The sequence below is a fragment of the Pseudomonadota bacterium genome (assembly GCA_026388255.1).
In the GTDB taxonomy this organism is placed as follows: domain Bacteria; phylum Desulfobacterota; class Syntrophorhabdia; order Syntrophorhabdales; family Syntrophorhabdaceae; genus JAPLKB01.
Genome location: JAPLKC010000117.1, coordinates 1 through 24,265 on the forward strand (window position 1 = coordinate 1; position 24,265 = coordinate 24,265).

33 protein-coding genes are annotated in these 24,265 nt (G+C 38.7%); 29 read left to right on the forward strand and 4 right to left on the reverse strand.

From position 1 onward, the window contains the following. Positions 1-307 (forward strand): flavin reductase (locus tag NT178_16645; protein ID MCX5814150.1); only part of this gene is annotated, 307 nt, incomplete at its 5' end. A gap of 273 nt (positions 308-580) precedes the next feature. Here NT178_16645 and NT178_16650 read toward each other — a convergent pair. Further along, a complete protein-coding gene (locus NT178_16650; GenBank protein ID MCX5814151.1) occupies positions 581-832 on the reverse strand; it encodes a hypothetical protein in 252 nt (83 codons plus the stop codon). A 570-nt stretch (positions 833-1,402) separates the two neighbouring features. Here NT178_16650 and NT178_16655 point away from each other — a divergent pair. From NT178_16655 to NT178_16680, 6 genes are all read left to right on the forward strand, one after another. Then, the gene (locus NT178_16655; GenBank protein ID MCX5814152.1) at positions 1,403-2,083 is read left to right on the forward strand and encodes a hypothetical protein; all 681 of its coding nucleotides are present in this window, start codon (positions 1,403-1,405) and stop codon (positions 2,081-2,083) included. A gap of 4 nt (positions 2,084-2,087) precedes the next feature. Next, positions 2,088-2,759 carry a hypothetical protein gene (locus NT178_16660; GenBank protein MCX5814153.1) on the forward strand — a complete coding sequence of 224 codons (672 nt, stop codon included), beginning with the start codon at positions 2,088-2,090 and terminating at the stop codon, positions 2,757-2,759. 52 nt (positions 2,760-2,811) lie between these two features. Then, on the forward strand, positions 2,812-3,228 hold the full coding sequence (locus NT178_16665) for a hypothetical protein (protein ID MCX5814154.1): 417 nt from the start codon (positions 2,812-2,814) through the stop codon (positions 3,226-3,228). Beyond that, a complete protein-coding gene (locus tag NT178_16670) occupies positions 3,221-4,294 on the forward strand; it encodes a hypothetical protein (GenBank protein MCX5814155.1) in 1,074 nt (357 codons plus the stop codon). Before NT178_16665 ends, NT178_16670 begins: the two co-directional genes overlap by 8 nt. 546 nt (positions 4,295-4,840) lie before the next feature. Then, positions 4,841-5,254, forward strand: coding sequence for a hypothetical protein (locus NT178_16675; protein ID MCX5814156.1), 414 nt, complete (start codon positions 4,841-4,843; stop codon positions 5,252-5,254). Positions 5,255-5,302: 48 nt separating this feature from the next. Further along, complete coding sequence (locus NT178_16680) at positions 5,303-5,638, forward strand: hypothetical protein (GenBank protein MCX5814157.1); 336 nt, start codon at positions 5,303-5,305, stop codon at positions 5,636-5,638. Positions 5,639-5,798: 160 nt separating this feature from the next. On the opposite strand, the gene NT178_16685 is transcribed toward NT178_16680, so the two are convergent. Then, a complete protein-coding gene (locus tag NT178_16685; GenBank protein MCX5814158.1) occupies positions 5,799-6,119 on the reverse strand; it encodes a helix-turn-helix transcriptional regulator in 321 nt (106 codons plus the stop codon). A gap of 222 nt (positions 6,120-6,341) precedes the next feature. Between NT178_16685 and NT178_16690 the strand changes: the two genes are divergently transcribed. The 9 genes from NT178_16690 to NT178_16730 all read left to right on the forward strand — a co-directional run bounded on the left by NT178_16690 (position 6,342) and on the right by NT178_16730 (position 14,490). Further along, positions 6,342-6,629, forward strand: a complete 288-nt coding sequence (locus NT178_16690; protein MCX5814159.1) for a hypothetical protein — start codon at positions 6,342-6,344, stop codon at positions 6,627-6,629. A gap of 224 nt (positions 6,630-6,853) precedes the next feature. Beyond that, positions 6,854-7,660 carry a hypothetical protein gene (locus NT178_16695; GenBank protein MCX5814160.1) on the forward strand — a complete coding sequence of 269 codons (807 nt, stop codon included), beginning with the start codon at positions 6,854-6,856 and terminating at the stop codon, positions 7,658-7,660. Position 7,661: 1 nt separating this feature from the next. Further along, the gene (locus NT178_16700) at positions 7,662-8,825 is read left to right on the forward strand and encodes a hypothetical protein (GenBank protein ID MCX5814161.1); all 1,164 of its coding nucleotides are present in this window, start codon (positions 7,662-7,664) and stop codon (positions 8,823-8,825) included. Between the two features lie 25 nt (positions 8,826-8,850). Beyond that, the gene (locus NT178_16705; GenBank protein ID MCX5814162.1) at positions 8,851-11,628 is read left to right on the forward strand and encodes a hypothetical protein; all 2,778 of its coding nucleotides are present in this window, start codon (positions 8,851-8,853) and stop codon (positions 11,626-11,628) included. Positions 11,629-11,664: 36 nt separating this feature from the next. Then, a complete protein-coding gene (locus NT178_16710) occupies positions 11,665-11,880 on the forward strand; it encodes a hypothetical protein (GenBank protein MCX5814163.1) in 216 nt (71 codons plus the stop codon). 154 nt (positions 11,881-12,034) lie between these two features. Continuing rightward, a complete protein-coding gene (locus NT178_16715; GenBank protein ID MCX5814164.1) occupies positions 12,035-12,301 on the forward strand; it encodes a PH domain-containing protein in 267 nt (88 codons plus the stop codon). 16 nt (positions 12,302-12,317) lie between these two features. Beyond that, a complete protein-coding gene (locus NT178_16720; GenBank protein MCX5814165.1) occupies positions 12,318-12,533 on the forward strand; it encodes a hypothetical protein in 216 nt (71 codons plus the stop codon). A 21-nt stretch (positions 12,534-12,554) separates the two neighbouring features. Next, positions 12,555-12,761, forward strand: coding sequence for a hypothetical protein (locus tag NT178_16725; GenBank protein ID MCX5814166.1), 207 nt, complete (start codon positions 12,555-12,557; stop codon positions 12,759-12,761). 151 nt (positions 12,762-12,912) lie between these two features. Continuing rightward, positions 12,913-14,490, forward strand: coding sequence for a M48 family metallopeptidase (locus tag NT178_16730; protein ID MCX5814167.1), 1,578 nt, complete (start codon positions 12,913-12,915; stop codon positions 14,488-14,490). Here the strand turns inward: NT178_16730 and NT178_16735 are convergent. Continuing rightward, a complete protein-coding gene (locus NT178_16735; protein MCX5814168.1) occupies positions 14,487-14,663 on the reverse strand; it encodes a hypothetical protein in 177 nt (58 codons plus the stop codon). The genes NT178_16730 and NT178_16735 overlap by 4 nt on opposite strands. Before the next feature lie 364 nt (positions 14,664-15,027). Here NT178_16735 and NT178_16740 point away from each other — a divergent pair, with 364 nt between their 5' ends. The 13 genes from NT178_16740 (at position 15,028) to NT178_16800 (ending at position 23,809) form a co-directional block, all read left to right on the forward strand. Then, on the forward strand, positions 15,028-16,455 hold the full coding sequence (locus NT178_16740) for an AAA family ATPase (GenBank protein ID MCX5814169.1): 1,428 nt from the start codon (positions 15,028-15,030) through the stop codon (positions 16,453-16,455). 1 nt (position 16,456) lies between these two features. Next, entirely contained in the window at positions 16,457-16,924 is a 468-nt protein-coding gene (locus NT178_16745) for a hypothetical protein (protein ID MCX5814170.1), read from the forward strand. 13 nt (positions 16,925-16,937) lie between these two features. Next, a complete protein-coding gene (locus tag NT178_16750) occupies positions 16,938-17,405 on the forward strand; it encodes a JAB domain-containing protein (protein ID MCX5814171.1) in 468 nt (155 codons plus the stop codon). 113 nt (positions 17,406-17,518) lie between these two features. Next, positions 17,519-17,731 (forward strand): hypothetical protein, encoded by a 213-nt coding sequence (locus NT178_16755; GenBank protein MCX5814172.1) that lies wholly within the window; start codon positions 17,519-17,521, stop codon positions 17,729-17,731. 81 nt (positions 17,732-17,812) lie between these two features. Continuing rightward, on the forward strand, positions 17,813-17,950 hold the full coding sequence (locus NT178_16760) for a hypothetical protein (protein MCX5814173.1): 138 nt from the start codon (positions 17,813-17,815) through the stop codon (positions 17,948-17,950). 1 nt (position 17,951) lies between these two features. Then, positions 17,952-18,092 carry a hypothetical protein gene (locus tag NT178_16765; GenBank protein ID MCX5814174.1) on the forward strand — a complete coding sequence of 47 codons (141 nt, stop codon included), beginning with the start codon at positions 17,952-17,954 and terminating at the stop codon, positions 18,090-18,092. Beyond that, positions 18,085-18,510, forward strand: coding sequence for a DUF1257 domain-containing protein (locus NT178_16770; protein MCX5814175.1), 426 nt, complete (start codon positions 18,085-18,087; stop codon positions 18,508-18,510). Before NT178_16765 ends, NT178_16770 begins: the two co-directional genes overlap by 8 nt. 68 nt (positions 18,511-18,578) lie before the next feature. After that, positions 18,579-18,776, forward strand: coding sequence for a DUF2997 domain-containing protein (locus NT178_16775; protein ID MCX5814176.1), 198 nt, complete (start codon positions 18,579-18,581; stop codon positions 18,774-18,776). A 22-nt stretch (positions 18,777-18,798) separates the two neighbouring features. Beyond that, on the forward strand, positions 18,799-19,668 hold the full coding sequence (locus NT178_16780) for a DUF3150 domain-containing protein (protein ID MCX5814177.1): 870 nt from the start codon (positions 18,799-18,801) through the stop codon (positions 19,666-19,668). A 97-nt stretch (positions 19,669-19,765) separates the two neighbouring features. Beyond that, entirely contained in the window at positions 19,766-20,125 is a 360-nt protein-coding gene (locus tag NT178_16785) for a single-stranded DNA-binding protein (protein ID MCX5814178.1), read from the forward strand. Positions 20,126-20,128: 3 nt separating this feature from the next. Further along, entirely contained in the window at positions 20,129-21,091 is a 963-nt protein-coding gene (locus NT178_16790) for an SWIM zinc finger family protein (protein MCX5814179.1), read from the forward strand. Between the two features lie 82 nt (positions 21,092-21,173). Continuing rightward, the gene (locus NT178_16795) at positions 21,174-21,971 is read left to right on the forward strand and encodes a PD-(D/E)XK nuclease family protein (protein ID MCX5814180.1); all 798 of its coding nucleotides are present in this window, start codon (positions 21,174-21,176) and stop codon (positions 21,969-21,971) included. Then, positions 21,968-23,809, forward strand: coding sequence for an ATP-dependent helicase (locus tag NT178_16800; GenBank protein ID MCX5814181.1), 1,842 nt, complete (start codon positions 21,968-21,970; stop codon positions 23,807-23,809). Before NT178_16795 ends, NT178_16800 begins: the two co-directional genes overlap by 4 nt. Positions 23,810-24,019: 210 nt before the next feature. On the opposite strand, the gene NT178_16805 is transcribed toward NT178_16800, so the two are convergent. Next, positions 24,020-24,265 (reverse strand): hypothetical protein (locus tag NT178_16805; GenBank protein ID MCX5814182.1); only part of this gene is annotated, 246 nt, incomplete at its 5' end.

Below are 24,265 nucleotides of genomic sequence, written 5' to 3' on the forward strand. Positions count from 1 at the left end.
GAAGAAATATGATAAGGCAAAACAATTTGAGACCTTTTATGGTTCTTTAAAAACAGTTCCCATGATAAAAGAATGTCCTTACAATATTGAATGCAAGCTTATTCAGACGATAGATCTTCCATCGAATGAATTCTTCATCGGTGAAATAGTGGCGGTCTATAGCGATGAGCAGTATCTGACGAATGGTATTCCTGACATAAAAAAGATCAATCCTCTCATCCTGTCCATGCCGGAAAGTAGTTACTTTACTATGGGAGACCATATTGCCCGGGCATGGGGTGCAGGAAAGAAACTTATTAGGAAATAATTGATACCGGCAAGAATTGAAAGAGAGAGTTTATATCAAGATTTAGGTCATGATGCAATTCTCCTATGCTGGGAAATACCTGGAAAGTTCTGTCACAGACACATTGTATCAAAATGGTTGTCAAATAATCTCAATATTTCTATTACGGAATTGTAAGAGATAGCGGCACATGATCTGAAAAATGATCTGCGCCGCTATAAAGTTTTTTTATTTTCACAAGATACAACAAAAAAGAAAAATGGGCATAAACCCATTCTTCCGTCTGTCCCAGCGTTATTTCTGTTCTGTTGGCTTTATCACGTTATCCTCTTTAGGGCGTGTTTGCCACCATCCCAGTCCTATAAAACCTGCCACGATAGTTACAACGATCAGTATAACCAACAGGATATTATTTCCACTCTGTTGTGTTGTCACTGATAGTTGAATCAGTCTGGCCGTCTGCGGGTCATGAACTTCTAAGTTGCATGCGCCAAGTGTTGCTGCTGTGATAGCGATCAATATAATCGCTGATAGCTTGTTTGTCATAAGATTATCTCCTATGGAGCCTGTCCATATGGATCAGGTCTTATGGAATATCTATTTCTATATGTAGCCATTGAATATTCAATTTATGAGCAGAAATTAACGATAGGGATACATAGGAATAGGTGTTCAGGGATACATAGGAATAGGTGTTCCCGATTTTTATCGGAATTGGTGTTCGAGATGGAGCGGAATTTATACAATAAGCCTGGAAAAAGATCAGACAGGTTGTCAAATCATCTCATCCTGTCCATTATAGAATTGTAAGAGATAGCGGCACATGATTCGGTAAATAATTTCTTGCCGCTATAAATTTAATATTCAAAACATTTCATATAGAAATTACATTTACATTTACATATGAAACTCTCGTAAGTCATTGAATATACAATTAATATATCTTGCAATGCCCTTTTATCGAGGGTAAATTAATATAATAAAAGGAGAATAATAATGTCACTTTTATCAAAATCGGACTGGATCATGTTTGGAATATTGGCGCTTATGTTCATCCTCTATTGGCTGGTATTCGGTACTGCCGCCCTTAAATACCTTATAACGTGAGGTGAAACTATGAAGAAAGAAGTTTTTAAAATCCTTGATACTATCATTGAAGATGTACAGACGGTAAAAAAGCAGTACAACGCCGGAAAATACCGTGACGCCCACAAGACCGTCGAGGAGATATTGAGAGGACGCTCCTGGCGCCTGTTCGATTATATCGAATCAGCCTACATCAAAAAGTTCAGCGACAAAAGCAAGTTAACGGAAGAGGAAAAGAAGAAGCTTATTGAGCTGAATAACACCCTTTCAGACCTTGAAAAGAGGATAAACAGGGAGGCGGAAAGAATTGCAGTTGAATGCGACAAGAGGATCGGATCTCCTGAAGAAGAGTTCCTCAAGGACTATGAGATTGAATTTGAGGTGTATTATCTCTTACGGGAGGACGACCCGGCCTATAACGAAGAAAGCGACAACACCCTTGCCAGGTTTTCTCATAATTGGAGCAAGGAAGAGAAGATTGTGTTAGAAACCGGATACAACTGGAATGAAATGGCCCACATGGGACAGGAAGAGCAGGCTGATCACGACTACCATTGCTGGCTCTTCCATGAACTATATGACCATTCCAGACCAAGATTGACAAAAAAAGACCTGCTCCGCATCGGCAGCGTCTGGGTGGACATCAGTCTGATCTATCAGCACTGCTTCGACCTGAAAGACGGTAAAAAAGTTGAAAGAATAATGGGGTGAAACTATGGATAAATACACTTTGCATTGTTTTAACGAGGTCATAAAGACCCTTCGGAAAGCTAAGAAGGAATATTCTCAGAAGAAGTATGCTGAATGTTCAGAAACCCTGTTCAGTGCTGAAGGGAAATACAGACACATACCCGAGAAGTTAAACTGTGACATGATCAGGGAAAAAGGCGATAAACGCAGAAAGCTGACCGAGAAGGAGCGCAATCAACTGCTTGCGTTAAACGATGTCCTATCACATCTTCAGAAAAGACTCAAAGAAGAGGCAGAGGCGCTTGAAATATCATGTGATAAGTGGACAAAGTCACCTGCTGAAGAATTCCTCAAGGATTACGAGATAGACGTGAAGGTCAGCTATCACCTCGATGAGGATGACCCGGCTTTCAGCGAGGACAGGGACAACACTATGGCAACATTTGGCTATCATAATGTAAGCCATGTACTTGATGATGACGGATGCAACTTTAATGACTGCGACCCTGACGACATGCCGCCGGATGAAAGACCCTTCCATGGGTTTCTCTTCCACGAGCTCTGCGATTACGCGAGGCAGATGCTCACGTGCAGGGATATGCTCCGTATCGGCTATGTCTGGACAGATATAGTCGTGAGGTATCAGAACCGTATTGACCTTTCTGAGATTTTGCCGGTAAAAACTGAAACAGAATAAAAACAAAGAAGCCTCTGAATAAGGGGCTTCTACTATTGTATAAGGATATGCCATGAAAAATATATTCATTACCTACTGCACAGGAACAAAAGATGACACATTGAAAGATGCCGGTATATCTGTCACTCCAGATGTCCTCTATACTTCCAACAGAATCAGGGGCTTTATCAGAAGATGCAAGAAGATGGGATTTAAATATGCAATCTTCTCTGACAGATATGGAGTATGGTTTCCTCATATAAAACATCCCTGGTATGAAAAACATCCTGATATAGTTACAGAGGAAGAGTATCAGGAACTGCTGAACAATTTTAATCAGAAATTGAAAAAGTATGACAAGATTTATTTCCATTACAATCCGGTCAGGTTCCATAACCTGTATAAGCGGTTACTTGATGAGACTGAACTGAAAAAGAGAATAACACTCTTCAGTCATGTAAGTGATATTGAAAGGAGGATTTATGTCTAAAAACTGTAAATGGTTACATGAGCAATTAGAGCGCCTGCCGCTTATGAAATACCCCATAGAACATGAACACCGTTTCTATAATCCCTTTGGATTACACTACCTGCCTGAAAACGGTATATATTTCTTCTATGAAAACGGCGAGAGCTGGGGACATGGCGGAGATAAGCCGCGTATTGTAAGAATTGGCAGTCATAAACAGGGTAACTTCAGAAAGAGGATAATGCAGCATTATTTCTTTGATGACAGAAAGATGAATTTTGATAAATCAAAGCCCTCTGACAGAAGCATATTCCGGAAGAATATCGGCAGAGCGTTATTATGGAGAGACGGAGATGAATATGTTTCTCTCTGGGAAAAAGATTTTACAAAGATCAGTAACAGGGATGTCTTCGGCCATATAAGAGATATTGAAAAAGAAAAAGCTATAGAGTCCAAGATTACAGAGATTGTAAAGAATAGATTTTCCTTCCGGTTTATTCAGATAGATGATGAAGCGGCAAGAATAGGCAAAGATGGACTTGAGAAGGCCCTTATAGGTACTATTGCCGGTTGCAAATGTTGTAACCCTTCAGATAACTGGCTTGGTAATCATTCCCCTGTTGATAAGATAAGAGACAGCGGATTATGGCTGGTACAATATCTGAATAGTAAAGAAATAAATGAGACACAAAAAGAGGTTGTCAGAAAGGCGATCAGGAAAGGTTCTGTTAAAAAACCAAAGGAACTGTTTTACGTGGCAAGTGTAGGCTCAGACCATACCGGTGTAGGAGTTGAAATATGGTTTGAGGAGAGAGGTCAGTATGATTTTGATGACAACTTAAATTTAAAAGTATCGGCTTATGAAAACAATAAAATAGAACTGAAAACCTGTTGTGACGTAACATTTAACCGTTCCGGGAAGATACTCAAAATCAAACCCAATAAATACGGCGATATTATCTCTGATCAAATCCGCATAAACTTGCAGCAATGGATTCTGTTGAACATAGAGATATTGCTGCAGCACTGGGATCATGACATTGATACAGTGAATTTTTTCAGGAGGCATGTGAAGCTTGAGATATGAGAGCTTGATACGTATTGGGTTAAAGGTTGTTGTTTCTTGCCGGTGACACTCCTGTTTTCCATTTATATCGGCAAGAAATCTCTTAATAAGTTCTTGCCGATATAAATCTACAATAGAAAAGATATCCAGGTGGTTTCCAGATTCTCAATTCTCCTTTTTCTATTTTAGGGGCATTGAGAATGGAGTATTTTAGAAAGGGGATATCCATTGTGATCTTGAACAGCCTTTTTATTGTGCAGGTAGTGTATGTTGATGTGTATCGGCATAAAACTGGTGTTGAGTATGGAGATGGTGTATCTACATAAGTATATTTTTTTCAAGTTGACCCGAGGCGATTTAAAATTTTCTGTTTCTTGCCTGATCTTGCCGATAAGGAAGATCAGAGACTGTGGACAATGGTTGGTGCAGCATGCTGGTGGGGAAGGAAGAAACAGAAAATAGTTTTAAAATATGTTTTGTCATCTTCTCTGAATCTGAAGTAATATAAATACTATGTTTCCTGTCGGTATAGAAGAATTAGACACAATCAAAAATGAATGTCTGCATATGTCGAACAAAAGAGCATTGTTATCGGCAGCAGCTTCGGCTATCCCTGTTCCCTTTACGGATATTGCTATAGACGTTGTGCTTTTGAAGCAAATAATACCTACAATAAGCGATAAATTCGGTCTTTCAAAAGAGCAGATTAATGAATACAATCCTCAATTAGCCATCTTTATCTATGATGCTTCAAAAAGACTTGGCGCTAATATGATCGGCAAGTATGTCACAAAAGAGCTGGTAATACAGATTCTTAAAAAAATAGGAGTCCGCTTGACAGCGAAACAGGCTGCAAAGTATATCCCAATTCTTGGGCAGGTAATTTCCGCCGGTATCGGTTTTGTGGGCATGAAGATGATTATCCGATCTCATATCAATGAGTGCTATAGCGTTGTAAAGACTGTTATAGAAGCAAAATAAGCCTGCTTTTACAATATAATTTAATCCTTACTGATAAGAGGTGATTAAATGGGATTATTTAAATCAATTTGTCCAGTTTGTGGTAAGGAATATCCAAACAGCATGATGGCTACATGCGGAGGCAGAGAGCGTGGCCTCAAAGTAAGTTGTTACAGAATGAAACCCGGATGCGGGGGCCGTTATTGTATAAACTGTTATATACAGACTAGTTTTTTAGAAAAAGGAATATTCAAAGACAAGTATGTGCAACATTATCATTGTCCAAATCCAAAGTGCGGATATGACAATGGACTTTATTTAGAAAAAGTTACAGTATGGCGATTCTTTGATCGCCCTTATAGGCCAGATACTCGTATATTTCACAATGACGGCAGGTATTATTAATTTCATAATTCTTCATTTGCTGCACATGACCCTTATCGGTATGATGATAAAGACAAAATAGAAAAATGTTCACTTCTGTCAGCCAAATGCAAGAACATGACGGTTACTGCAAGGCGATGTGAAATTTACAATTTACTGTTGTTGCAATTATTTCTGAGATTTATGCCGAAGTTTTTCGTAAAAAATCCAGACATATGTTCAGAGTTTTTATATCTGCATCATGCAGCAAGGATTCTATCGCTTTCTTAACGGTTTCTTGGGATTCCAGTCCTTCCGGTAAAACCAATAATTCAAAGAGTTCTGCATCTAACCCCTTTGCGATCTTTTCAAGAGTTAAAACAGTAATATTTTTCTGACCACATTCGATAGCACTGATATATTTTGCGTTAATCCCAGTTCTATCTTCCAGTGTTTCCTGCGTAATACCTCTCTTTTCCCTGATGCTTTGGATTTTCCTGCCGATAGATTGCAAAAGATTCATAATACCCCTTTTTATTTAAGATAACAAAAGGGGTATATGACTTGTAACCTCTTATAAGTTACTTAATTAGATAACATCTATTTATATATTGACAACATCATTTTATAAATTTAATATTGAAAAAAATGTAATATTTAAAGTGATTATCGGAGGAGTGAGTTGTGGACTCACAGCTTCTAGACAATATCTTGGTCAATTGAAACTTCTTTTGGGGTGCAGGAAATGAAATACAGAGACAAAATAATCAGAAATTGGATAATTTTATGTGCTTTTTTGTTAGTGATAGTTCTCTTTATTGTATGGACTTGTTCAGGGCCGAACCCAGAAAAGCTGAGAAGTGAATTAATGCAAACCCAGCAAAAACTTGATGAAGAAATAAGCAAACTGCCACTTGGTTCATTGACGCTTTGCCGAATCAATCCACTCTGTGAAGTCCCTCCTGAAGTCATAAAACTGGAAAATAGAATAAATCAATTAAGGGTAGATATTAAGGTGCTTGAGAGCAAATAGAACAGATGTTTTGTCAATGTTGAGGATAGATATGAAAAAATGCTTAATCGAATATTCTTAAGACGAAAAGCTTGCATAGGAATTTTTGGTAAACAAAAGGAGATAAGTAATTGAGATTAGGCCAAATAAGACCAAAAAAGACAGGAAATTTTTTTAAATGGTTATTGGTGCTCGTTTTGCTGTTTTACCCGGTAAAAGAGATTATCGAGGCAGGTCGATTTGAAGTGAGTAGCGAAGGAATATCAATAATTGCTGGAAGAGAAGAACCGATAGATACAAAGACAACTTTGGGTAGGATTTTAAATGCAATTGATACTGAAAACGATGTTATAAGAGCCAAGAGTGTCTTTGATAAAGAAGGTAGAAGCTTGCCCGAAAAAATACAACAATATCTCGGATGGTTCTTTGATTTTCATAATAAATTTATTAGCAGCAAGCTAAACTACAATGATCTTGTTGATGCTAATAAATTTATAAAAGGTTCATATTATATAAAAAAATATTTTGAAAAATACGGAACCAAAAAGATTGATATTTACCGCTCTGAGCAGGTCATACCCATCACAGTAATTAAAATAGCATATATGGCCAGCTCCGGGTACGACCGTATAGGCATATTAGGTGGCCTTTCTGAACAGTTTCTAAAAACCATTATTGGTCCAAAAGAAAATTTGAATGTGAACGGGGCCATTGCCCTTTGCGTTATTGTTCAAATGGAATACCGGCAAGGTGCCGGAAATTTCGCTAAGGCACATAATAAAATAGCGCTGAATAACATGGTCGGTAGGATAGACAAATGTTTTGAGGAGTATCAGACAGCCTTGGGCGACAAAAATGGCAAGAAGGGCGCATTAATTGAGTATCATAATTTTATAGAGTCATACAGAAAGGCTGCCGAGAAGCTTAAAAATGAAAGTGACATTCATAGAATTACTAAACCCATAGATATCTTTGGTCTCTGGGAAAACTATGAGCCCCAGGGAAACATACCGGGCATATGGATAAGCATAGGGGAATCAAAAGGGGGTTAATTTGAGCACAACAAAGAATGACAAATTATATGAAAAGGTATGCAAAGATGAACCATTGTTCTGGGGAATTTTGAAAATTACAATTGGAATATGGATGTATTATCTATCATCGAAATACATGAGCAGCAGCGGAAACTACAGGCTTAATATTTTTCTATTGCCTGATACCTTGGTGTTTCTGATGTTTGGCGCTGTTGTTTCTCTTGTTTATTACTCATACTATGGCATTATGTATAGCAAATACGAGCATGACTTGAGTATAACGGCCAGACTTTTATTTATTTTTGGTGATATCTTTGTCTACACTTCTTTTTTTAGTATAGTTTTATTCCCTTTATCAGGTTTTGGTGTTGTTCAGTGGGCATTTGTGGCATACATGCTCTTTACAAATTTAATAATGGCAAAAAACGAAGGGTTTTTTAGATGCTTTGACCCGCTTTCATTTTTAATCATAGGGGTAGTGATGTATATTGCGAAAATATTTGTTCAGTATTCGTTACCGCAAAACCCTTACCAGGAATTTATAAGCGGAAATACAACGATGAGGTGGGCGATATTCGCCATCGCTTTTGTTTTTGGAATTAAATATATGATAGATTTGTTCAAACGCAAAGAAGACCTGAATATGGCAGGATCAAGCAGTATAGCAAGAAAAATCCTCAATTTTGGGATAGAAACAACTAAAAAGTTCGTAAAGATTGTCATGTCAGCAGGCATCTTAATTCCTTTGATAGGTATATTACTGTCAGTAGGTTTGCCTGTTGTTATATATATCGTTGTAAAGATGCAAACGGATTTATGGAATAATCTCGGATCGCTTTTAGATAAATTGCTAACAACTGACAGGCTAAGCATTATTTCCTCAAGATCATTGGCCGTCTTTCAGCTAATTGCTTTCTTCGTTTTTTTAGCCTATTTTGCAATTAACAGCATTATATTTAAACAATTTACTGATAATGAAAAAAAGGCGTTCAACGAATTCCTGAATAATTACCCTGATGAATTTTTAGAAATTATCAATAAGGATGCTTTTATGGATATGGCATTAAAGGAGAAGGGCGGAATTACGATTGCTTCTAAGGCTAAAGATCTACGTGATGCTATAAAAATCGAGTACAAAAAATTCCAGAAAAATCAGGTTCCGCAGGTGACGGGAAAAACTTGAAAGCAAATTTTTATAGGGGGTAAAAATGCCAGTCGATATTGTAGGTAAAAAAAGTAATTACTTGATTGAAAGAGATTTTGACAGACTACCGGAGGCATTGAGAAACAAGATCTCAAAAGAAAAAGAAGAGAGAGACAATCAAATTGATAAGTTAACAAGCCTTGGAGACCTTGATAATTTAAAGACTGTTAAGAGAATGGTTGAAAAAATAAAGTTACCTGAAGGTATCGAGGTCCAGATAGATACCGGAAGCCTTGATTTTAAAGCCTTAAAAAACGCGATTTATAATGAACTGGATGAACACGAAGACAAAATTGTGGATTTGTATGGTTCTTGTGAACACTTAGGGGTGGTGTTTTTGGATATAATCGACGAAAAACATATAAACGATCCAGAGAGGAGAAAGGCATTCTGCCAGTTTATAGAAAGGTTGTTAGCTTATAAGATAAACGGCATAGAAAAAATAGACGAGAAGATAGATACTTTTTGGGACCAAATTTCAGAAGGGAATGAGATCAAAAACAGTGATTTTGAGAATGCGAAATCATCAATCAGATTGTTATCAAAAAACAGTTCTAAAGACGTGTTTTCATCCCTGTCAAGAGTCTTAATGAAGGTTGATAATATTAAACCGGGTACTGCAGAGCACGAAAAGGGCCTTGGGGGTAAGTTAAAAGATAAAGTAATAGGTGCATTTGGATTTGGGATCCCCATCGATAAAGATAAAATAGCCGAATTGTACCTTTCTATTTTGGAAAGCCTTAAGGATACATTAACCAAACTAAGTGAGAATGGAACAGTTGAGCCTTTGGTTGAGGACAAGGGTGACATTTTGTCTATTATTCAATTTTATTCAGAACAAAGAGCTGAAAACATAGACAATAAAAGATTTGGAGATTTTAGAAACAAATTGAAGGATGTGTTGGATTCTTTGATTGCTTATTATGGGAGCATCATTCAGCTAGTTACTAATGATAAAAGTTTTTTAGAAGGTTATAACGAGACCTTTTTGGGTAGCCTTCGGGAAGTTGTGATGAAATTTATTGTTGGCTATCCGGAGCCCACACTTCGAAGGAGCGCCTTAGACAAGATACGAAATTGCGGCTATGTAACGATAGATATCTTGAAAATGTTCATTTTTAACAAACCGCCTGATAAAGAAAAAAACGATACAGCACAATGGGAAAACGAAATTGCCATTAAGCAGTTTGCCATTAATATCTTCGGAGATATATTTGCCAATCCAGACTATGATGAGTACATGCAGGAAATGACGGATAGTTTAAATAGATTCATAGTAGACGAGAAAGAAGATTTAGATTTAAGAAGAAACGCACTCGAAATACTTATAAATAATTGCGATTTAAAGTACAGCAATTTCGAAAAAATTATAGAGGCCGGAAAAGATAATAAGGATATTAATCATGATTTCTTCCATAGGCTTGTGGATAAATTAAGCGATCAGACGGCAGAAAAGCTTAATGAATTTGTCGCGGACAAGGGCATTACCCTTTTTAGGGATGTTATCTTGCGAACTGATATAGAATCGAGCGAAAGGATAAGGATCATAAATAAGTTCAGCAACGAAGACTGTGCATACGAGACCATAAATGTATTTTACGAGATTATCGAAAAGTCTAAGGAAACAGATATCGTTAAGCGTATTTTACATACAGTAATATGCAAGGAATCAACATACGATAATAATAGACTTGCTAATACCATCAACAAAAAAGTTTTGGACAAGGATATCTCGGCTGAAAAGGTAAACGCGATATTGAATGAGGTTGATATATTCATTAAAATCATTCGCCCGGATATCTTTGTAGAAAATATTCAAAACCTATTACAGGCTGTTTTTGAACACGAGGATATATCAAAGCTTGATTTCACAATCCTGAACAGATTTGCATTAAATATACTTATGAAACTTAACGAGATCGGCGAAACAGACTTAATAGCGAATCCTGTTTTCAATAAAATTCTTTCTATAAAACGCATAGAAGACAGGGTCAAGGAAATAATAATTTCTAAATATGTTGATAACCTTTTGAATTTGAAGGACGAAGGCCACATCAAGACTTATCTGATTAATATTGAAAACGACCAAGAAAACGAAAAGCTTTTTTACCGAATTTTGGCGGACGAGATATGTAAACTCAAGCCGGACGGAGCTAAAGCATTTCTTTTATCAGAAGGGAAAGATTATATTAAAAAAATCATTTTAAGAGAGATGCCTGTTGATCAAAGGAAGAAGGTTATCGATGTATTCAAGGATGAAAAGTTTTACGAAAGAGAAGATCTTAAAATATTTTATGAAGCAGCAGAAGATTCGAAGGAAAAAGATATTGTTAAATATCTGATGCAGTACGTCTTGTGTAAAAACAATATTTATGACAACTTTGCGATCTCGGAGATTGTTAAGCGATCTTATATAGAAAATAATTACGATAAGATCAACTCAATTATAAGCCGTATTGACAAGTATATAGGGTCTTGTGATGATAGCAGTCATTTTTTGGATGATCTTCAGCGGCTAATGCAAGGCATTATAGACAATAAAGATTTTAATGAATTAGACTTCAAGGCAATTAACAGTTTTATAAGGACCGTTTTCAAAAAGCTGAAGAGCATGGGTAGGGAAGATTTTTTGAGAGAAACGATATTTTACAAGTTGGTATCTGTAAACAACATAAAAAACGACATTAAGGAAGATATAGTTAACGTGAATATCGATTATTTTAATGAACAAAAAGATTTAACCAGAATTAAAAAATTTGTTAAAGACAGTTTCTTAAGTTAAGAAACAAGCATTTAGCAAAAAAAAAAAAAAAAAAAAATGAAACAATGTCCCTTCTGCACTGAAGAAATCAAAGATAAAGCAATCAAATGCAAGCATTGTGGCGAATGGTTGCCCGAAGGAAATGGATTGCCTGACGATAAAGCAGAACAAGAAACTGCTCCTTCAATTGAAAGTAAAAAGAAATCCAGGAAAAAAGTCAAAAATTCTGACGAAATAGAATGGGCTGAAATCATAACGAATGCGTTTTTATAATAATCTGATCTGGTAGGCATAAACAGCGAGGCTTAAACTGGGACATTACGTAAATTCAGTTCTTATAAAGGGTGAGCATGTTGTTTATGAAACCGAACTCCATTGGATCATATATTTCTCTTTCCGTGCAATATTTACCCTATGGTTATCCCCTTTGATCAGGCGCGCCACCAGCGAATTCGTTATTACAAACAAACGTGTTATCGTCAAAGTAGGTCTCATAAGAAGAAAAACCCTTGAGATGAACCTGCAAAAGATTGAATCGGTTAATGTTGAGCAGGGCATAATGGCAAGGATTCTGGGATATGGAACTGTTACAATCGTTGGAACAGGAGGCACAAGAGAATCATTTACAGACATTAGAAAACCCCTGATGTTTCGCAGAAAATTTCAGGAATTCTCAATGGGCTCAGAAAGTTGACAGGAGGTATTGCCAAATGTATATAGCCAAAATACAGAAAAAAGTGCTTGAACTGTATGACGCAGAAACCGGCGCCCTAAAACAAGTAATAAACTGCGCCATATGGGACGGCATAATCAGAGCGGATACTGAAGGAAATCTGGTATCAATTATATGCGGAGATCGAAGAACAAGGGTTTATGATATCCAAACTGGCGCTTTAAAAACCACCATTCAACGCAGTCCTTATTAATTTAAATATCAGGAGGTAATTATGTCATATTCATCGATTCTTGCAAATGAAAAGAAATGCGCCACATGTGCCTATTGGCAGGGCAAAAGAGAACCATCAAGGTTTATAGAAGGTAAAATGCATTCCATTAAAGCTGAATCCGGTAATTTTCCCTGTATTGCTCAGGCCAACCAACCAAAGCAGGGTATTGCATCATGTACAAAGTGGAAAAAGTGGGATGCAATTTGAAAAAACATATATAGCTAAACTCTGTGTCCGTAACAAAGAGGGAATCACAAGAGGCAGGATAAATTTGACTGTCTGTCTATAAAGCTGATACTCACAAAGATTTAAAGCACTTTATTACCAAATGCAAAAGTGAAAAATAAAGGGAAAATAGATGAAAAAATTATTAAATTCATTCATTGGTCTTATCAACAAAGAAATCAGCAATAAAAAGAAGATTAATGCTGATCTATCTATTGAAAGCCAATTTGATGAAATATTCAGTGACGCTGACTTAATCGCCGCAGCAATAAAGTTTGAGATGCACCATGGAGTTGAGATTCCGGATGATTACATGGTCTTTACAAGTACCTTTCGTGAATTAATTAAAAAAATTTCAAAGCTGCCAAAAATAAGCCCAAATGAAATGTCGAAATTTATACGCCAAAAGCAGAAAATGCTCGACGGTGTTCTTCAAGACCTTTATGATGATAAAAAGTTCGTTGAAATTATTAAAAAATCTACCGCCAGGGAAGACAAAACATATAAATCTCTTAAAAATATACGCATAAAAGAAGAAAAGGAAGTTTTGGATTTTATAAGTGATTATTTTAATGCAAGCGTCATATCTCGCCTGTTAAAGATTAAAGATGATAAATTTCCGGTATTTACCGATATGAGAGCAAATTATATACAATTAACCGACAAAATGGGCGGCGATATTTATTCTATCTGCCGTGAAGTATCAGAAATATTAGGTTTAACCGATTTTCCTGTAGAATTTTATGTTGAAAACAAACCGCAGGTTAATGCATTCTCTTATCATAGTTACAACACTAAGCAGCCGCATTTTATTACACTAAATTCAGGGCTTTTGAACGTATTCAGCGGGGAAGAGCTAAAATTTGTAATCGGCCACGAGTTTGGTCATCTTATTTATGAGCATCTTCCCTTTAAACGAATTGTAGATTTTATTTATCCTGATCAATTACCTCCTTCATTATTAAATGTTTTTGATTTATGGCAAAAACTGAGCGAAATGTCCTGTGACAGAATTGGCTTGCTGGCAATAAACGACTTGGATGCTGCGGTAACTGCCAACTTCAAGCTGTCATCCGGGCTTCATACAAATCAATTTAATCTGTCAGCTCATATCCTTGCATCTGCAGCAGAGCAAACGGTTAATGAAGTAGCAAAAAAACCGTATTATGTATTTGATACCCATCCGGCCTTTCCGATAAGAACGAGAGCTATTGAGCTATTTTACCATTCCCAGACAAGAAAGCATTTCATGGATCATAAAGAATATAAAAAGGATAATCTGTTATCGAAAAAAATCCATGAGCTTGCAGAAATGCTAAAGCTAAAACCAATTGGAGGGCAGAAGCAAACAGAACTGGATTTCCTAGCATCGGCAGGATATCTAATAATGACAAGCAGCAGCGATTGGAACGCCGATAAACATGGATATCTGATAAACATTCTTTCACAATACTGTTACTGGCCGCCTTTATACCTGGATATTTTGGTGAAGGAGGACAATATTCATGATGTTATGGAGAGCATTTCCTCGATAATTGTTGAGAGATTTTCTTTTCTTTCACACTCTCTCTTCAAACAGTTGATACCATTGATAACAAGAGACAAAAAAGTCAGTAACCAGGAAATCGAAACTCTCTTCAGTATTGCAGAAAAAATAAAGATTCCATCAGATGTTGCAAATGATTATATACTTGTTGCTGAATCTGCCTAAGAGTTGCCATTTTTACAGCCATAATCTTTTTTGTAGGTCTTGCCGACAAACTTCTCTCTCAGAAAATACACCCTGATGTTCCCCAGATTCTCCATTCCCATTTTTATATAAGAAAAAAACCAGAAAGGAGCATTTTTTACCGGCAAGAACTGGATAAACAACAACATTATCATCAGATTTAACGCTCCAACATAATCTCATATTCTCCCCCTACATATAGAAATAAATCCTTCATAACAACAACCACATTCCCTTATAAAACCTATAAGAACTGGTTCTCTTCTTTGCCCCGTATCAACATCTCACCAATTTTTCAAATCACCCCAAGTCAACTTGAAATAAACCAAACACATTCAAGTCTGACAAATCAGACCTGAAAAACATCATCACCAAGCCACCCACAGGTGACTTGCTCAAAAAATCCCCCCAATTATCAAGACTCCCAGAAGCCTTGATCCGTCATAATCCGAATCCGCCGATCAAATAAAGCAGCACCCCAACATACACACCAAAATCAATATAAAGGAGGGCATCACCATGCTCAAAGACTATCTCAAGGCAGGCTATCCCACTCTCTGCATCTTAACCCAGGAACCCCACAGGGCTGAACAGGTTCTTACCTGTGAAGGCTGGAGATTCGTTATCTGGGATTGTATGCAAGGGATCAGAGAATCAGGAACAAATAAGATTATTGATGAAGTAAGAGATCCGGTACAGGCAATACAGTTCTTAAGCGGTTATACCGATTTAGTGATGATCTGCCACAATTTACATCTTTTCCTGGAAATACCCGAAGTAATCCAGACAATACAGAACGGTATCCCCAGATGGAAAGCAACCGGTTGTGCACTCATCATGGTCTCGCCCATTATTCAGTTAAGACCTGAAGTAGAAAAGTTCTTCCATGTCATCGATCTCCCATTACCCGGTGATGAAGAGCTTTTTAAACTACAGACAGATATCGGCAATCCGCTAAATATTAAACCAAATAGAAAAGCTGCCCGTGCTGCAAAAGGACTTACCGAGTTCGAAGCAGAAACTGCCTATGCCCTATCCCTTATCAGAAGGGGTTACTTCTCCACAAGAACCATCTCAGAAGCAAAATCACAGATTATAAAGAAGTCAGGACTCATGGAGTTCTGGGAACCGGAAGATATCTCAAACGTAGGAGGATTACAATTACTAAAATCATACATCCAGAAACGATCTCAAGCATTCTCACCAGAAAATGTAACACTTCCTCAGTTGAAAGGTATTCTATTAGTCGGTATTCCCGGAACAGGTAAGTCACTCGCTTCCAAGGCCACAGCTTCTATATTAGGTTGGCCTCTTATAAGGCTCGATATCGGCGCCCTTAAAGGATCGCTGGTAGGACAGTCAGAACTTAGAATGAGACAGGCAACGAGTTTAATCGATGCCTTCGGTAAATGTGTAGTATGGATAGATGAAATTGAAAAGGCCTTTTCCGGCACCAGATCATCAGGAGAAACCGACGGAGGAACAACAGCTTCCATGTTCGGTTACTTCTTAACCTGGATGAATGAGACAAAATCTCAGGTACTGGTAATGGCCACAGCAAACAACATATCTCAGCTTCCCCCTGAGCTGTTACGTGCAGGGAGGTTCGATGCCACATTCTTTGTAGACCTTCCCGTCAGATCAGAAAGAACAGAAATAATCAGGATAATGAATAAAAAACATAATTCAGATATTCCCGCTACCTATGCAGAAAAACTGAACGGCTACACAGGCGCAGAAATTGAGCAGCTTGCAAAAGACAGTCTCTATGACGGTCTTGAGGAAGCATATAACTGTTTAGTCCCCCTATCCAGAACCATGAGAGAAGAGATTCAATCATTAAGAGAATGGGCAAAGACAAGAGCAAGATTCGCAAATACACCGGAGGAGGAACCTGAAGAGACGAGAAAAATACGTCATAAAGGTTCTCACCTGAAAGGAGAATAACATGCTTGTAAATACATTCATAATTACCCCCAAACCGGAATACACAGATGCCCTGATAATAACATCCCATTTACAGAAAATTACCATGGCCTCTCTTATACCGGAGAAGTACAGAACATTATTTAAAAGTATTGTTAAGGATTCTGTTAATAACATCATGGACAACAGGGATCATCAGAGGGCCTATTCAATAATGGCTGAAGCGATGCTCACCGGATACGGTGCGTTATGGTATCCCGATACCGGCGCAGATTCTTTACAGCAAATCATAAGAAGAACCTTCTATAACACCCTGCTGATTATTAAAAACGATTATAACCCCTATAAGTACGATTACTTTATCATCGTGTTGTCACAGGAGGTCATATCAGAACATGCATTTGAATCCTGCCGGTATCCAAAGCATAATGGATATAAAAAGAGAAATAACGGCCAGATTCTTGTATGTGACTTCTCCCGGCCAGCCTGAATATGGAGGTGAAATGGATAATTTATTCAACAGCCTCCGATGCAGAGTTAATCTGACATGGGATTCAAAAGAACATGAAGAAATTGAAATTAATAAACCGGCCGATATCTACAGGATTGTCAGAGACGAATTAGTCAACGCAGACAGAGAAATATTCCTGTCAGTATTGCTTACCGCCCACAATACCATTATCGGTATAGAAAAGGTAGGTATAGGTGGTCTCTATTCCTGCACTGTGTCAGCAAGAGAACTATTTAAAAGTGCAATCCTCGCAAATGCAAGCTCAATCGTGCTCTGCCACAATCATCCATCAGGAGATTTAACCCCCAGTGACCAGGACAGGAAGATAACAGAAAAGTTAAAGGAAGCAGGTAAGCTTCTGGGCATCACAATACTGGATCATATCATTATCACCAATAAAGGATATACCAGCCTGGATGACAATCAGTCAAAAAGCATTCTATCAAGAAGAAAACGCTAACTGTGTGAAGCCCGCCCGTCCGCTATTATGGATACGCACCTGATAGAGACGTTCAGGAAAATTATACTGTACCAGGCGGTGAAAGGTGCAGCTTCCACAAAAGGAGGTGACTTATGGCATATACACCAGAATTATCACAACATGCATCCTCTTTACTCAGAAGGATCGCATGGGCAATAGGAAGACCTATGACAAAGACAATAGAAATGATCTTTGAACAATTACCCAAATTCATAAAGAAAGAAGAAGTATGTAACCGATGCAGAGATAAAACATTATGTGGCGGTTGTGGTTTCAATCAGAACCGTTACCTTGAAGGAGGATAGCTATGCAGACAAGAGAAGCCGTTGAGAAAATAATCTCAAGAACAGCAGAAAGCTTGTCCTATCCAAGAACAAAGGGTAGGAATGGAGATAACCCACGGTGATTTTTACCAGGAGGTATTATCAGATTACATTGCCCCCAGATGGAAATATGACGACCAGATCCCTGTTGTATCCATCTCCATTACCACATGCACAAAATATAAGAAAGAGAGGAGGTAACATGAGTTCATTTGAAATCTACTTCAATGACCTCACACAAGAAGCCCAGGAACATCTTCTAAAAACATTCAACACAACCCCTGAAGATGAAAACTGGGATATTGCACCACTGGCAATTATAGAAAGAGAAGGAGGTGATTAAAATCAGTCACATTGCAAAGATTGAATTAGAAATAAAGTTACTCGATGCCTTAATTGCAGCATGTAACAGATTAGGCTTCGAATTCGTAAAGAATCAAAAGACCTACGAATGGTATGGCCGCTATATGAGGGACACCCCTTTGCCTGAAGGAATTACAGAAAATCAGTTAGGTAAATGTGACCACGCCATAAAAGTACCCGGATGCTCATATGAGATAGGGATTGTTAAAAGAAACAACAACTACCATCTTCTATGGGATAGTTGGGAATCACAATTACGTTTGGCTATCGGCAAAAACGCCGGAATAATCAAGCAAGCCTATACCACAGAAGTGGTAAGGCATGACGCAAAGATAAAAGGCTACCGTATCACAGAAAAGCAAACAGAAAAAGGCATCAGGCTGATCTTACAGAAGTAATTCAAAGAAACCGGCCGATACTTATCAATGGCCGCTTTACCCACAATATCAATCTCAGGAGTAAATCCATGAAAGAAATCATCATCGATATTGATAACGACGGAGAAATATCCGTCGAAACCAGAGGTTTTAAAGGCAAGTCCTGTTTGGAAGAGTCGCAGTTCGTCAAAGACCTTATAGGTCAGGAACTCCTCCAGCAGCTTACCCCTGCTTATTACGAAATCAATAAAACCCAGATCAAGAAATACTTGAAACTCTGTGGTTAAAAAAAACAAAGGAGGACACACAATGGAATATGAATCAATTTTTCAAAAAGCATGTTTGATCCAATTATCCACATCAGTATGGACACCCACCAAGATGCTCGACCATTCCGTCATGGAAAGGATCGGCAAAAACTCTGACTGGTTAAGGGGAAGAAAGTATCTGATCAATCCTGAGCTATTGGGACCACTCAATACAACATCCCACCAGGCAAGGAATCTCGTACAGAAGCTGTCATTACCTTTTCCTATAACAGGTATATACCTTATACCAAAAGAATCACTCTCTCACGTAGACAGCAGATTAGAGGAACACAAGAAGGTATTCACGGATAAGGCCGCAGCCTTTGAAACCGAATACGGCCAGGCCCGTAATGAAGCAAAACTTGCATTAGGCAGTCTCTTCAATGAGGGAGACTATCCTTTGCATATAAGCAGTAAGTTCAAGTTCAACTGGAGATTTCTTACGATAGATCTTCCGGGCAAGAGCACAATTCTTTCTCCAGAAATCTATGAAAGAGAGAAACAGAAGTTCACCGACATGATGGACGAAGCCAGAGACCTCGCATCTTTTACCCTCATCAATGAGTTCAGAGAGATTATCGATGGTCTTGTTGAGAGGTTGAATGGTACCGGCAAAGCAATCAAGGGCGCCACATTCAATAAGCTAAGAGAGTTCATTGATACTCTTGATACAAAGAACCTCTTTAACGACCAGCTTGTAAAAGAGTTTGCCGATGAAGCCAGAGAATCATTAAAAGGAGTATCACCCTATGGTCTCTCTTACAATGATGCAATGAAAAAGGCGGTAAAAGATTCTATGAACGCCTTAAAAGAATCCATAGATATTGCCATCGAAGATCTCCCCAAAAGAAAGATCCGTCTTGCAGTATGACCACACAGGAGGAAGGGTGATATTGGCGCAAGCTCTATACGCGCAAGCGCCTTCACCCTCCTCATCACCATAATACTAAAACTTAAGGAGGCAGCACATGAACATCAATATCATTTCAGGGAATCTGGGCGCTGACCCGGAAACAATCTACACAGAATCAGGTATGCATATTGCCAACTTCTCCCTGGCATTCAAAGCAGGCAAGAAGACCGCATGGATACATGTAAGCGCTTTTGACAAGCTTGCGGAGATTGCAGAAAAGCATCTCCACAAGGGAGCAAAGGTAATTGTAACCGGATCTCTTACCCAGGACAAATGGACAAATAACGAAGGCCAGGTCAGAACAGTCTTTAAGCTCATTGCAAACCGGATTGAGTTCATCCATACAGACGGAAGAGGATTTGACAAAGATAATCCAGCTCCGAATGATGACTTCGCCCATGAAGAGGAGGAATAGACCATGACAATGGCTCAGCTTCAGCAGAAGGAAGAAAAAGGTAACACTTTAAGGGTCTTTCAGGTGACCTCAGGTGACTACTACGTAGAATCATCCAAAGGCAAGGTCTGCTACCGCGTATCATTAGATAATAACGACAGCGGCTGCACCTGTGGAGATTACAACAGTAATATCCAGAATGACAAGAACTTTACCTGTAAGCATATGCTCGCAGCCATGAAGTTCTCAGAGACAGATCAGAAGCCCAGACTTGATGACAGATTCGTTATGGAAATTCAGGGTAACGAGTTTGTAAAATATGCAGGTGTGCTGGATTTGGGACATCAGAAAGGCATAGCAAGGTTTTGCACGGAGGCAGTCCAGTATCCTACCAAGGAGAACGGCAACGAAGCCATCTGTAAAGCCACCCTTATATCTAAGGAGGGAGAGGAGTATATAGACTACGGTGACGCTAATCCCTTAAACGTCACATCAAGGGTAGTCAAGCACATCCTCAGGGTTGCATCTACCCGTGCAAAGGCAAGGGTACTCAGAGACTTTACCAATATCGGCATGACCTGTCTTGAAGAGCTTGCAGACTTCGACGAAGTTGAAACGCCTAAGAAAGAAACAGCACCCGAGAAGTCCAATGTCAGACCATTCAAGAAACCAAAGGAGGAGAAGGATGCTGCCAATAAGAAGACTGATACCCCGGCTCCTGAGAAAGATCAGGAGAAGAAAGAAGAACCCCCAAAAGAACAATCCCCCGAACAACCACAAAAAACAGAACAGGCGCAAAGTCAGACTGATAATGTGGTAAAAATCGCTACTGCACAGATGCAGGCGATTATTAACCTCGCAAAAAGAAGAGGGCTGACGGAAGATGATATCAGAAAGAGAATCGAAGATAATTACCATGTCTCCTTTGAGGCCATGAATTCTACCGATGCCAAAGGGTTGATACGTCAACTCCAGCAGTCCGCATAACCCCCGCATTATACCCCACCATAGCGGTATGGGAGCTTTTATATGCTCCCTGCCGCTATCAATTTTTTAATTAAAGGAGAATATGATGAATATTACAGAATTAAGAACTGAACCACATTTATCGGCAAGCGGCATTAATGATTATATCGATTGCAGCTTGCTTTATAAGCTCTCCCGTATAGATAAATGCATACCGGAATTTACCGCCGACAGCCTGGCCTTCGGATCAATCATCCATGAAGTCATTGCCATATATCAGAATGAGAGAAAGATGGGCAACAGTTTTACCAGAGACAACATGCTCAACTGTTTTGACTATTACTGGGCGGCAAAGGCAAAAGGAAAGGATTATATCAGGTATAAAGGAAAGAGCACCTATGATTCACTCCTTATACAGGGGAAAGGTCTTCTCTCCGTCTATTACGATTATATAATACAGAATACATTTAAAGTAGTAGCAGTGGAAGAACCATTCAGATTTATCATAGAAGGGATTGATGTGCCGATAATAGGCGTAATCGATCTTATTGAAGAAGATGAATCAGGCACAATTGTAGTATCTGATACCAAAACCAGTAAACAGTCTTTCAATGATGACAAGATAGATAAGAACTTCCAGCTTACCCTTTACTATATGGCATTAAAGGCCAACGGGTACAAGAACAGGGAGATACTATTAAAGCTTGATACCCTGATTAAAACAAAGCAGCCGAGGTTCGAACCGTACTATACGACAAGAACAGATGATGATGTGAGAAGGGCGGCCAGGAAGATCATGTCAGTCTGGGAAGAGATACAGAATAACATCTTTATCCCCAATGACACTTCCTGGAAATGCGGAGGCTGCGCATATCAGACCTATTGCAGGGAGGCAGTATGATTAATTTAAACGATGCCCAGAGGGCGGCGGCAAGTTTCACCAATGGAATAGCAAGTGTGGTTGCAATACCGGGTTCAGGTAAAACTATTACCATGACCCATAGGATAGCAAATCTGATACAGAACCACGGTGTGGCGCCGGAGAGTATTTTAGGTTTAACCTTTACTCGTAACGCAGCTGCTGCCATGAAAGAGAAATTAAGACCGGTACTCAAAGAAATGACAAAGAGGGTCAATCTCTCTACCATACACAGCTTCTGTTACAGCTTATTAAAATCAGAGGGGAAGGTATTTGAAATAATCACCGATGATGAACAACTTAATATCATTAAAAAGATACTGAAAAAGCACAAGATGAATACCCTGTCATCAGGTACAGTGGTAAGGGAGATACGCCTTGCTAAAAACAACCTTACACCGGTTGACGAATTTAAAGTACTCTTTGCCGGTGATGAAACCATGCAGAAAGTGGCACATGTCTATGAACTGTATGAAAAAGAGAAAAAGAAGAAGATGCAGCTGGACTTAAATGACCTTCTGATAGAGACCTACATTGTATTGGAAGAGAATACAGACACAAGAAAAAAGTATCAGGATATGTATAGTCATATTTTAATAGACGAGTTCCAGGACACAAACCCTGCCCAGATGGAGATTGTGAACCTTTTGGTAAAAGAAAGAAGCCACCATAAGGCAAGCTTGTTTGTAGTAGGAGATGACTGGCAAAGTATATATGCTTTTACCGGCGCATCAGTCGGGAATATACTGAACTTCCAAAAGACCTTCCCTGAGTCAGAACAGTTTATACTGGATCTGAACTATAGAAGCACCCCTCAGATACTACAGGTCTGTCAGAGGCTGATACATCATAATGCGAAAAAGATAGAAAAGGTCTTGAGGACAGATAACCCTGATGGTGAAGATGTAATTATACTGGAAGGGGTAAATGAAGAAGATGAAGCAATAAAGATTGTTGCAGAGATTAAAGACCTGGTAGAGAGAAACGAATGTATCTATAAAGACATTGCTGTTTTATACCGGGCAAATGCCCAATCAAGGGTAATAGAGGAAGTATTGCAGAAACAGAACATACCTTTCCATATAGAAAATGGGATGAACTTCTATCAGAGGTTTGAAGTAAAGGTGTTGCTGGAATATCTGAGGTTTATCAGCAGCCCATGTTCTGATAAAGGAGATGAGGCGTTAAAAATAATACTTAACATACCAAACAGATACATCGGCAAGAAATTTACTAGTGAACTGGAGGAGTATGCGGAAGCAAAAAACATATGCCTCTATGACGCCCTTAAGAAAATGAGAATTGATGTGCCCTATATCAGGAAATTTGTGAAAGAGTTTATAGCTATCACAGAGCCGCTGATACAGGATGTTGCAACTATAGAACCGGCGGAGATGATCGGTATTCTAAGAGATGTGCTGGACTATGACAGATTTATAACAGATGATGAAGTGCCGTCACCTGATGATGAGAAGATTGCAAATATTAACCAACTACAATTAGCAGCACTTAGATACAGCAATATAGAATCACTTCTGGCATATACTGATGCTTTTACTGATGAGAGAAGCCATGATAAAAATGGAGTGGCCTTAATGACCATACATAAAAGTAAAGGCTTGGAGTTCCCGGCGGTGTTCCTTATGGGGATGCTGGAAGGGATATTGCCGAATAAAAGAGGTGATGTAGAAGAAGAAAGAAGAGTCGCCTTTGTGGCGGCATCAAGGGCAATGAGAATGTTGTACCTGACCTGGTCCCGTATGTATATGGGGAAACAGGTGAATAAATCCTCGTTTCTGGATGAGATGATTAAAGGATAAGAAAAAGAAAGGGGTGGCCCACTCGAAAGAGTGGGTTGGCCCTGATATATTTTTTTGTTTGGATGGCGGGTATCCATATTTATTCAGGGTACGTTTCACAATGACCACAACACAACGAAAGTAACTATGTTAAGTACTACCAAAACGATTTGAAAGACAGTAAGTATGCTCTTTGCCGTTCTCTGTATGGCCAGAGATTCCCTCTTCTTATTATGCCTGTAAAATTTCATGAATATTTGTCGCGTCCTTAAAGTTGACACCCAGCGCCATAAAATGAGCTTTCCCGCAATCAACTTTTTTATTTTCCGACTCACGTCTCTTATCTCTATCAAGCGTGCTCTTCGTCTCGCGCACCAGATAGAGTTTTTGGGTATCTTCGACAACCACGGCCCAATCGGGGTTATAGGTCCCAAGAGGTGTAGCAACTTTGAACCAGCGAGGCAGTTTACAGAAAAA

Excerpts from the sequence above, each read along its gene's own strand:
- NT178_16720 (MCX5814165.1), top strand. The coding sequence starts at position 12,318 with ATGTATATAGCCAAAATACAGAAAAAAGTGCTTGAACTGTATGACGCA.
- NT178_16710 (MCX5814163.1), top strand. The coding sequence starts at position 11,665 with ATGAAACAATGTCCCTTCTGCACTGAAGAAATCAAAGATAAAGCAATC.
- NT178_16735 (MCX5814168.1), bottom strand. The coding sequence starts at position 14,663 with ATGATAATGTTGTTGTTTATCCAGTTCTTGCCGGTAAAAAATGCTCCT.
- NT178_16665 (MCX5814154.1), top strand. The coding sequence starts at position 2,812 with ATGAAAAATATATTCATTACCTACTGCACAGGAACAAAAGATGACACA.
- NT178_16750 (MCX5814171.1), top strand. The coding sequence starts at position 16,938 with ATGGATAATTTATTCAACAGCCTCCGATGCAGAGTTAATCTGACATGG.
- NT178_16740 (MCX5814169.1), top strand. The coding sequence starts at position 15,028 with ATGCTCAAAGACTATCTCAAGGCAGGCTATCCCACTCTCTGCATCTTA.
- NT178_16780 (MCX5814177.1), top strand. The coding sequence starts at position 18,799 with ATGGAATATGAATCAATTTTTCAAAAAGCATGTTTGATCCAATTATCC.
- NT178_16690 (MCX5814159.1), top strand. The coding sequence starts at position 6,342 with ATGAAATACAGAGACAAAATAATCAGAAATTGGATAATTTTATGTGCT.
- NT178_16765 (MCX5814174.1), top strand. The coding sequence starts at position 17,952 with ATGAGTTCATTTGAAATCTACTTCAATGACCTCACACAAGAAGCCCAG.
- NT178_16730 (MCX5814167.1), top strand. The coding sequence starts at position 12,913 with ATGAAAAAATTATTAAATTCATTCATTGGTCTTATCAACAAAGAAATC.
- NT178_16650 (MCX5814151.1), bottom strand. The coding sequence starts at position 832 with ATGACAAACAAGCTATCAGCGATTATATTGATCGCTATCACAGCAGCA.
- NT178_16775 (MCX5814176.1), top strand. The coding sequence starts at position 18,579 with ATGAAAGAAATCATCATCGATATTGATAACGACGGAGAAATATCCGTC.
- NT178_16670 (MCX5814155.1), top strand. The coding sequence starts at position 3,221 with ATGTCTAAAAACTGTAAATGGTTACATGAGCAATTAGAGCGCCTGCCG.
- NT178_16680 (MCX5814157.1), top strand. The coding sequence starts at position 5,303 with ATGGGATTATTTAAATCAATTTGTCCAGTTTGTGGTAAGGAATATCCA.
- NT178_16790 (MCX5814179.1), top strand. The coding sequence starts at position 20,129 with ATGACAATGGCTCAGCTTCAGCAGAAGGAAGAAAAAGGTAACACTTTA.
- NT178_16800 (MCX5814181.1), top strand. The coding sequence starts at position 21,968 with ATGATTAATTTAAACGATGCCCAGAGGGCGGCGGCAAGTTTCACCAAT.
- NT178_16705 (MCX5814162.1), top strand. The coding sequence starts at position 8,851 with ATGCCAGTCGATATTGTAGGTAAAAAAAGTAATTACTTGATTGAAAGA.
- NT178_16675 (MCX5814156.1), top strand. The coding sequence starts at position 4,841 with ATGTCGAACAAAAGAGCATTGTTATCGGCAGCAGCTTCGGCTATCCCT.
- NT178_16685 (MCX5814158.1), bottom strand. The coding sequence starts at position 6,119 with ATGAATCTTTTGCAATCTATCGGCAGGAAAATCCAAAGCATCAGGGAA.
- NT178_16785 (MCX5814178.1), top strand. The coding sequence starts at position 19,766 with ATGAACATCAATATCATTTCAGGGAATCTGGGCGCTGACCCGGAAACA.
- NT178_16655 (MCX5814152.1), top strand. The coding sequence starts at position 1,403 with ATGAAGAAAGAAGTTTTTAAAATCCTTGATACTATCATTGAAGATGTA.
- NT178_16755 (MCX5814172.1), top strand. The coding sequence starts at position 17,519 with ATGGCATATACACCAGAATTATCACAACATGCATCCTCTTTACTCAGA.
- NT178_16795 (MCX5814180.1), top strand. The coding sequence starts at position 21,174 with ATGATGAATATTACAGAATTAAGAACTGAACCACATTTATCGGCAAGC.
- NT178_16660 (MCX5814153.1), top strand. The coding sequence starts at position 2,088 with ATGGATAAATACACTTTGCATTGTTTTAACGAGGTCATAAAGACCCTT.
- NT178_16725 (MCX5814166.1), top strand. The coding sequence starts at position 12,555 with ATGTCATATTCATCGATTCTTGCAAATGAAAAGAAATGCGCCACATGT.
- NT178_16760 (MCX5814173.1), top strand. The coding sequence starts at position 17,813 with ATGGAGATAACCCACGGTGATTTTTACCAGGAGGTATTATCAGATTAC.
- NT178_16745 (MCX5814170.1), top strand. The coding sequence starts at position 16,457 with ATGCTTGTAAATACATTCATAATTACCCCCAAACCGGAATACACAGAT.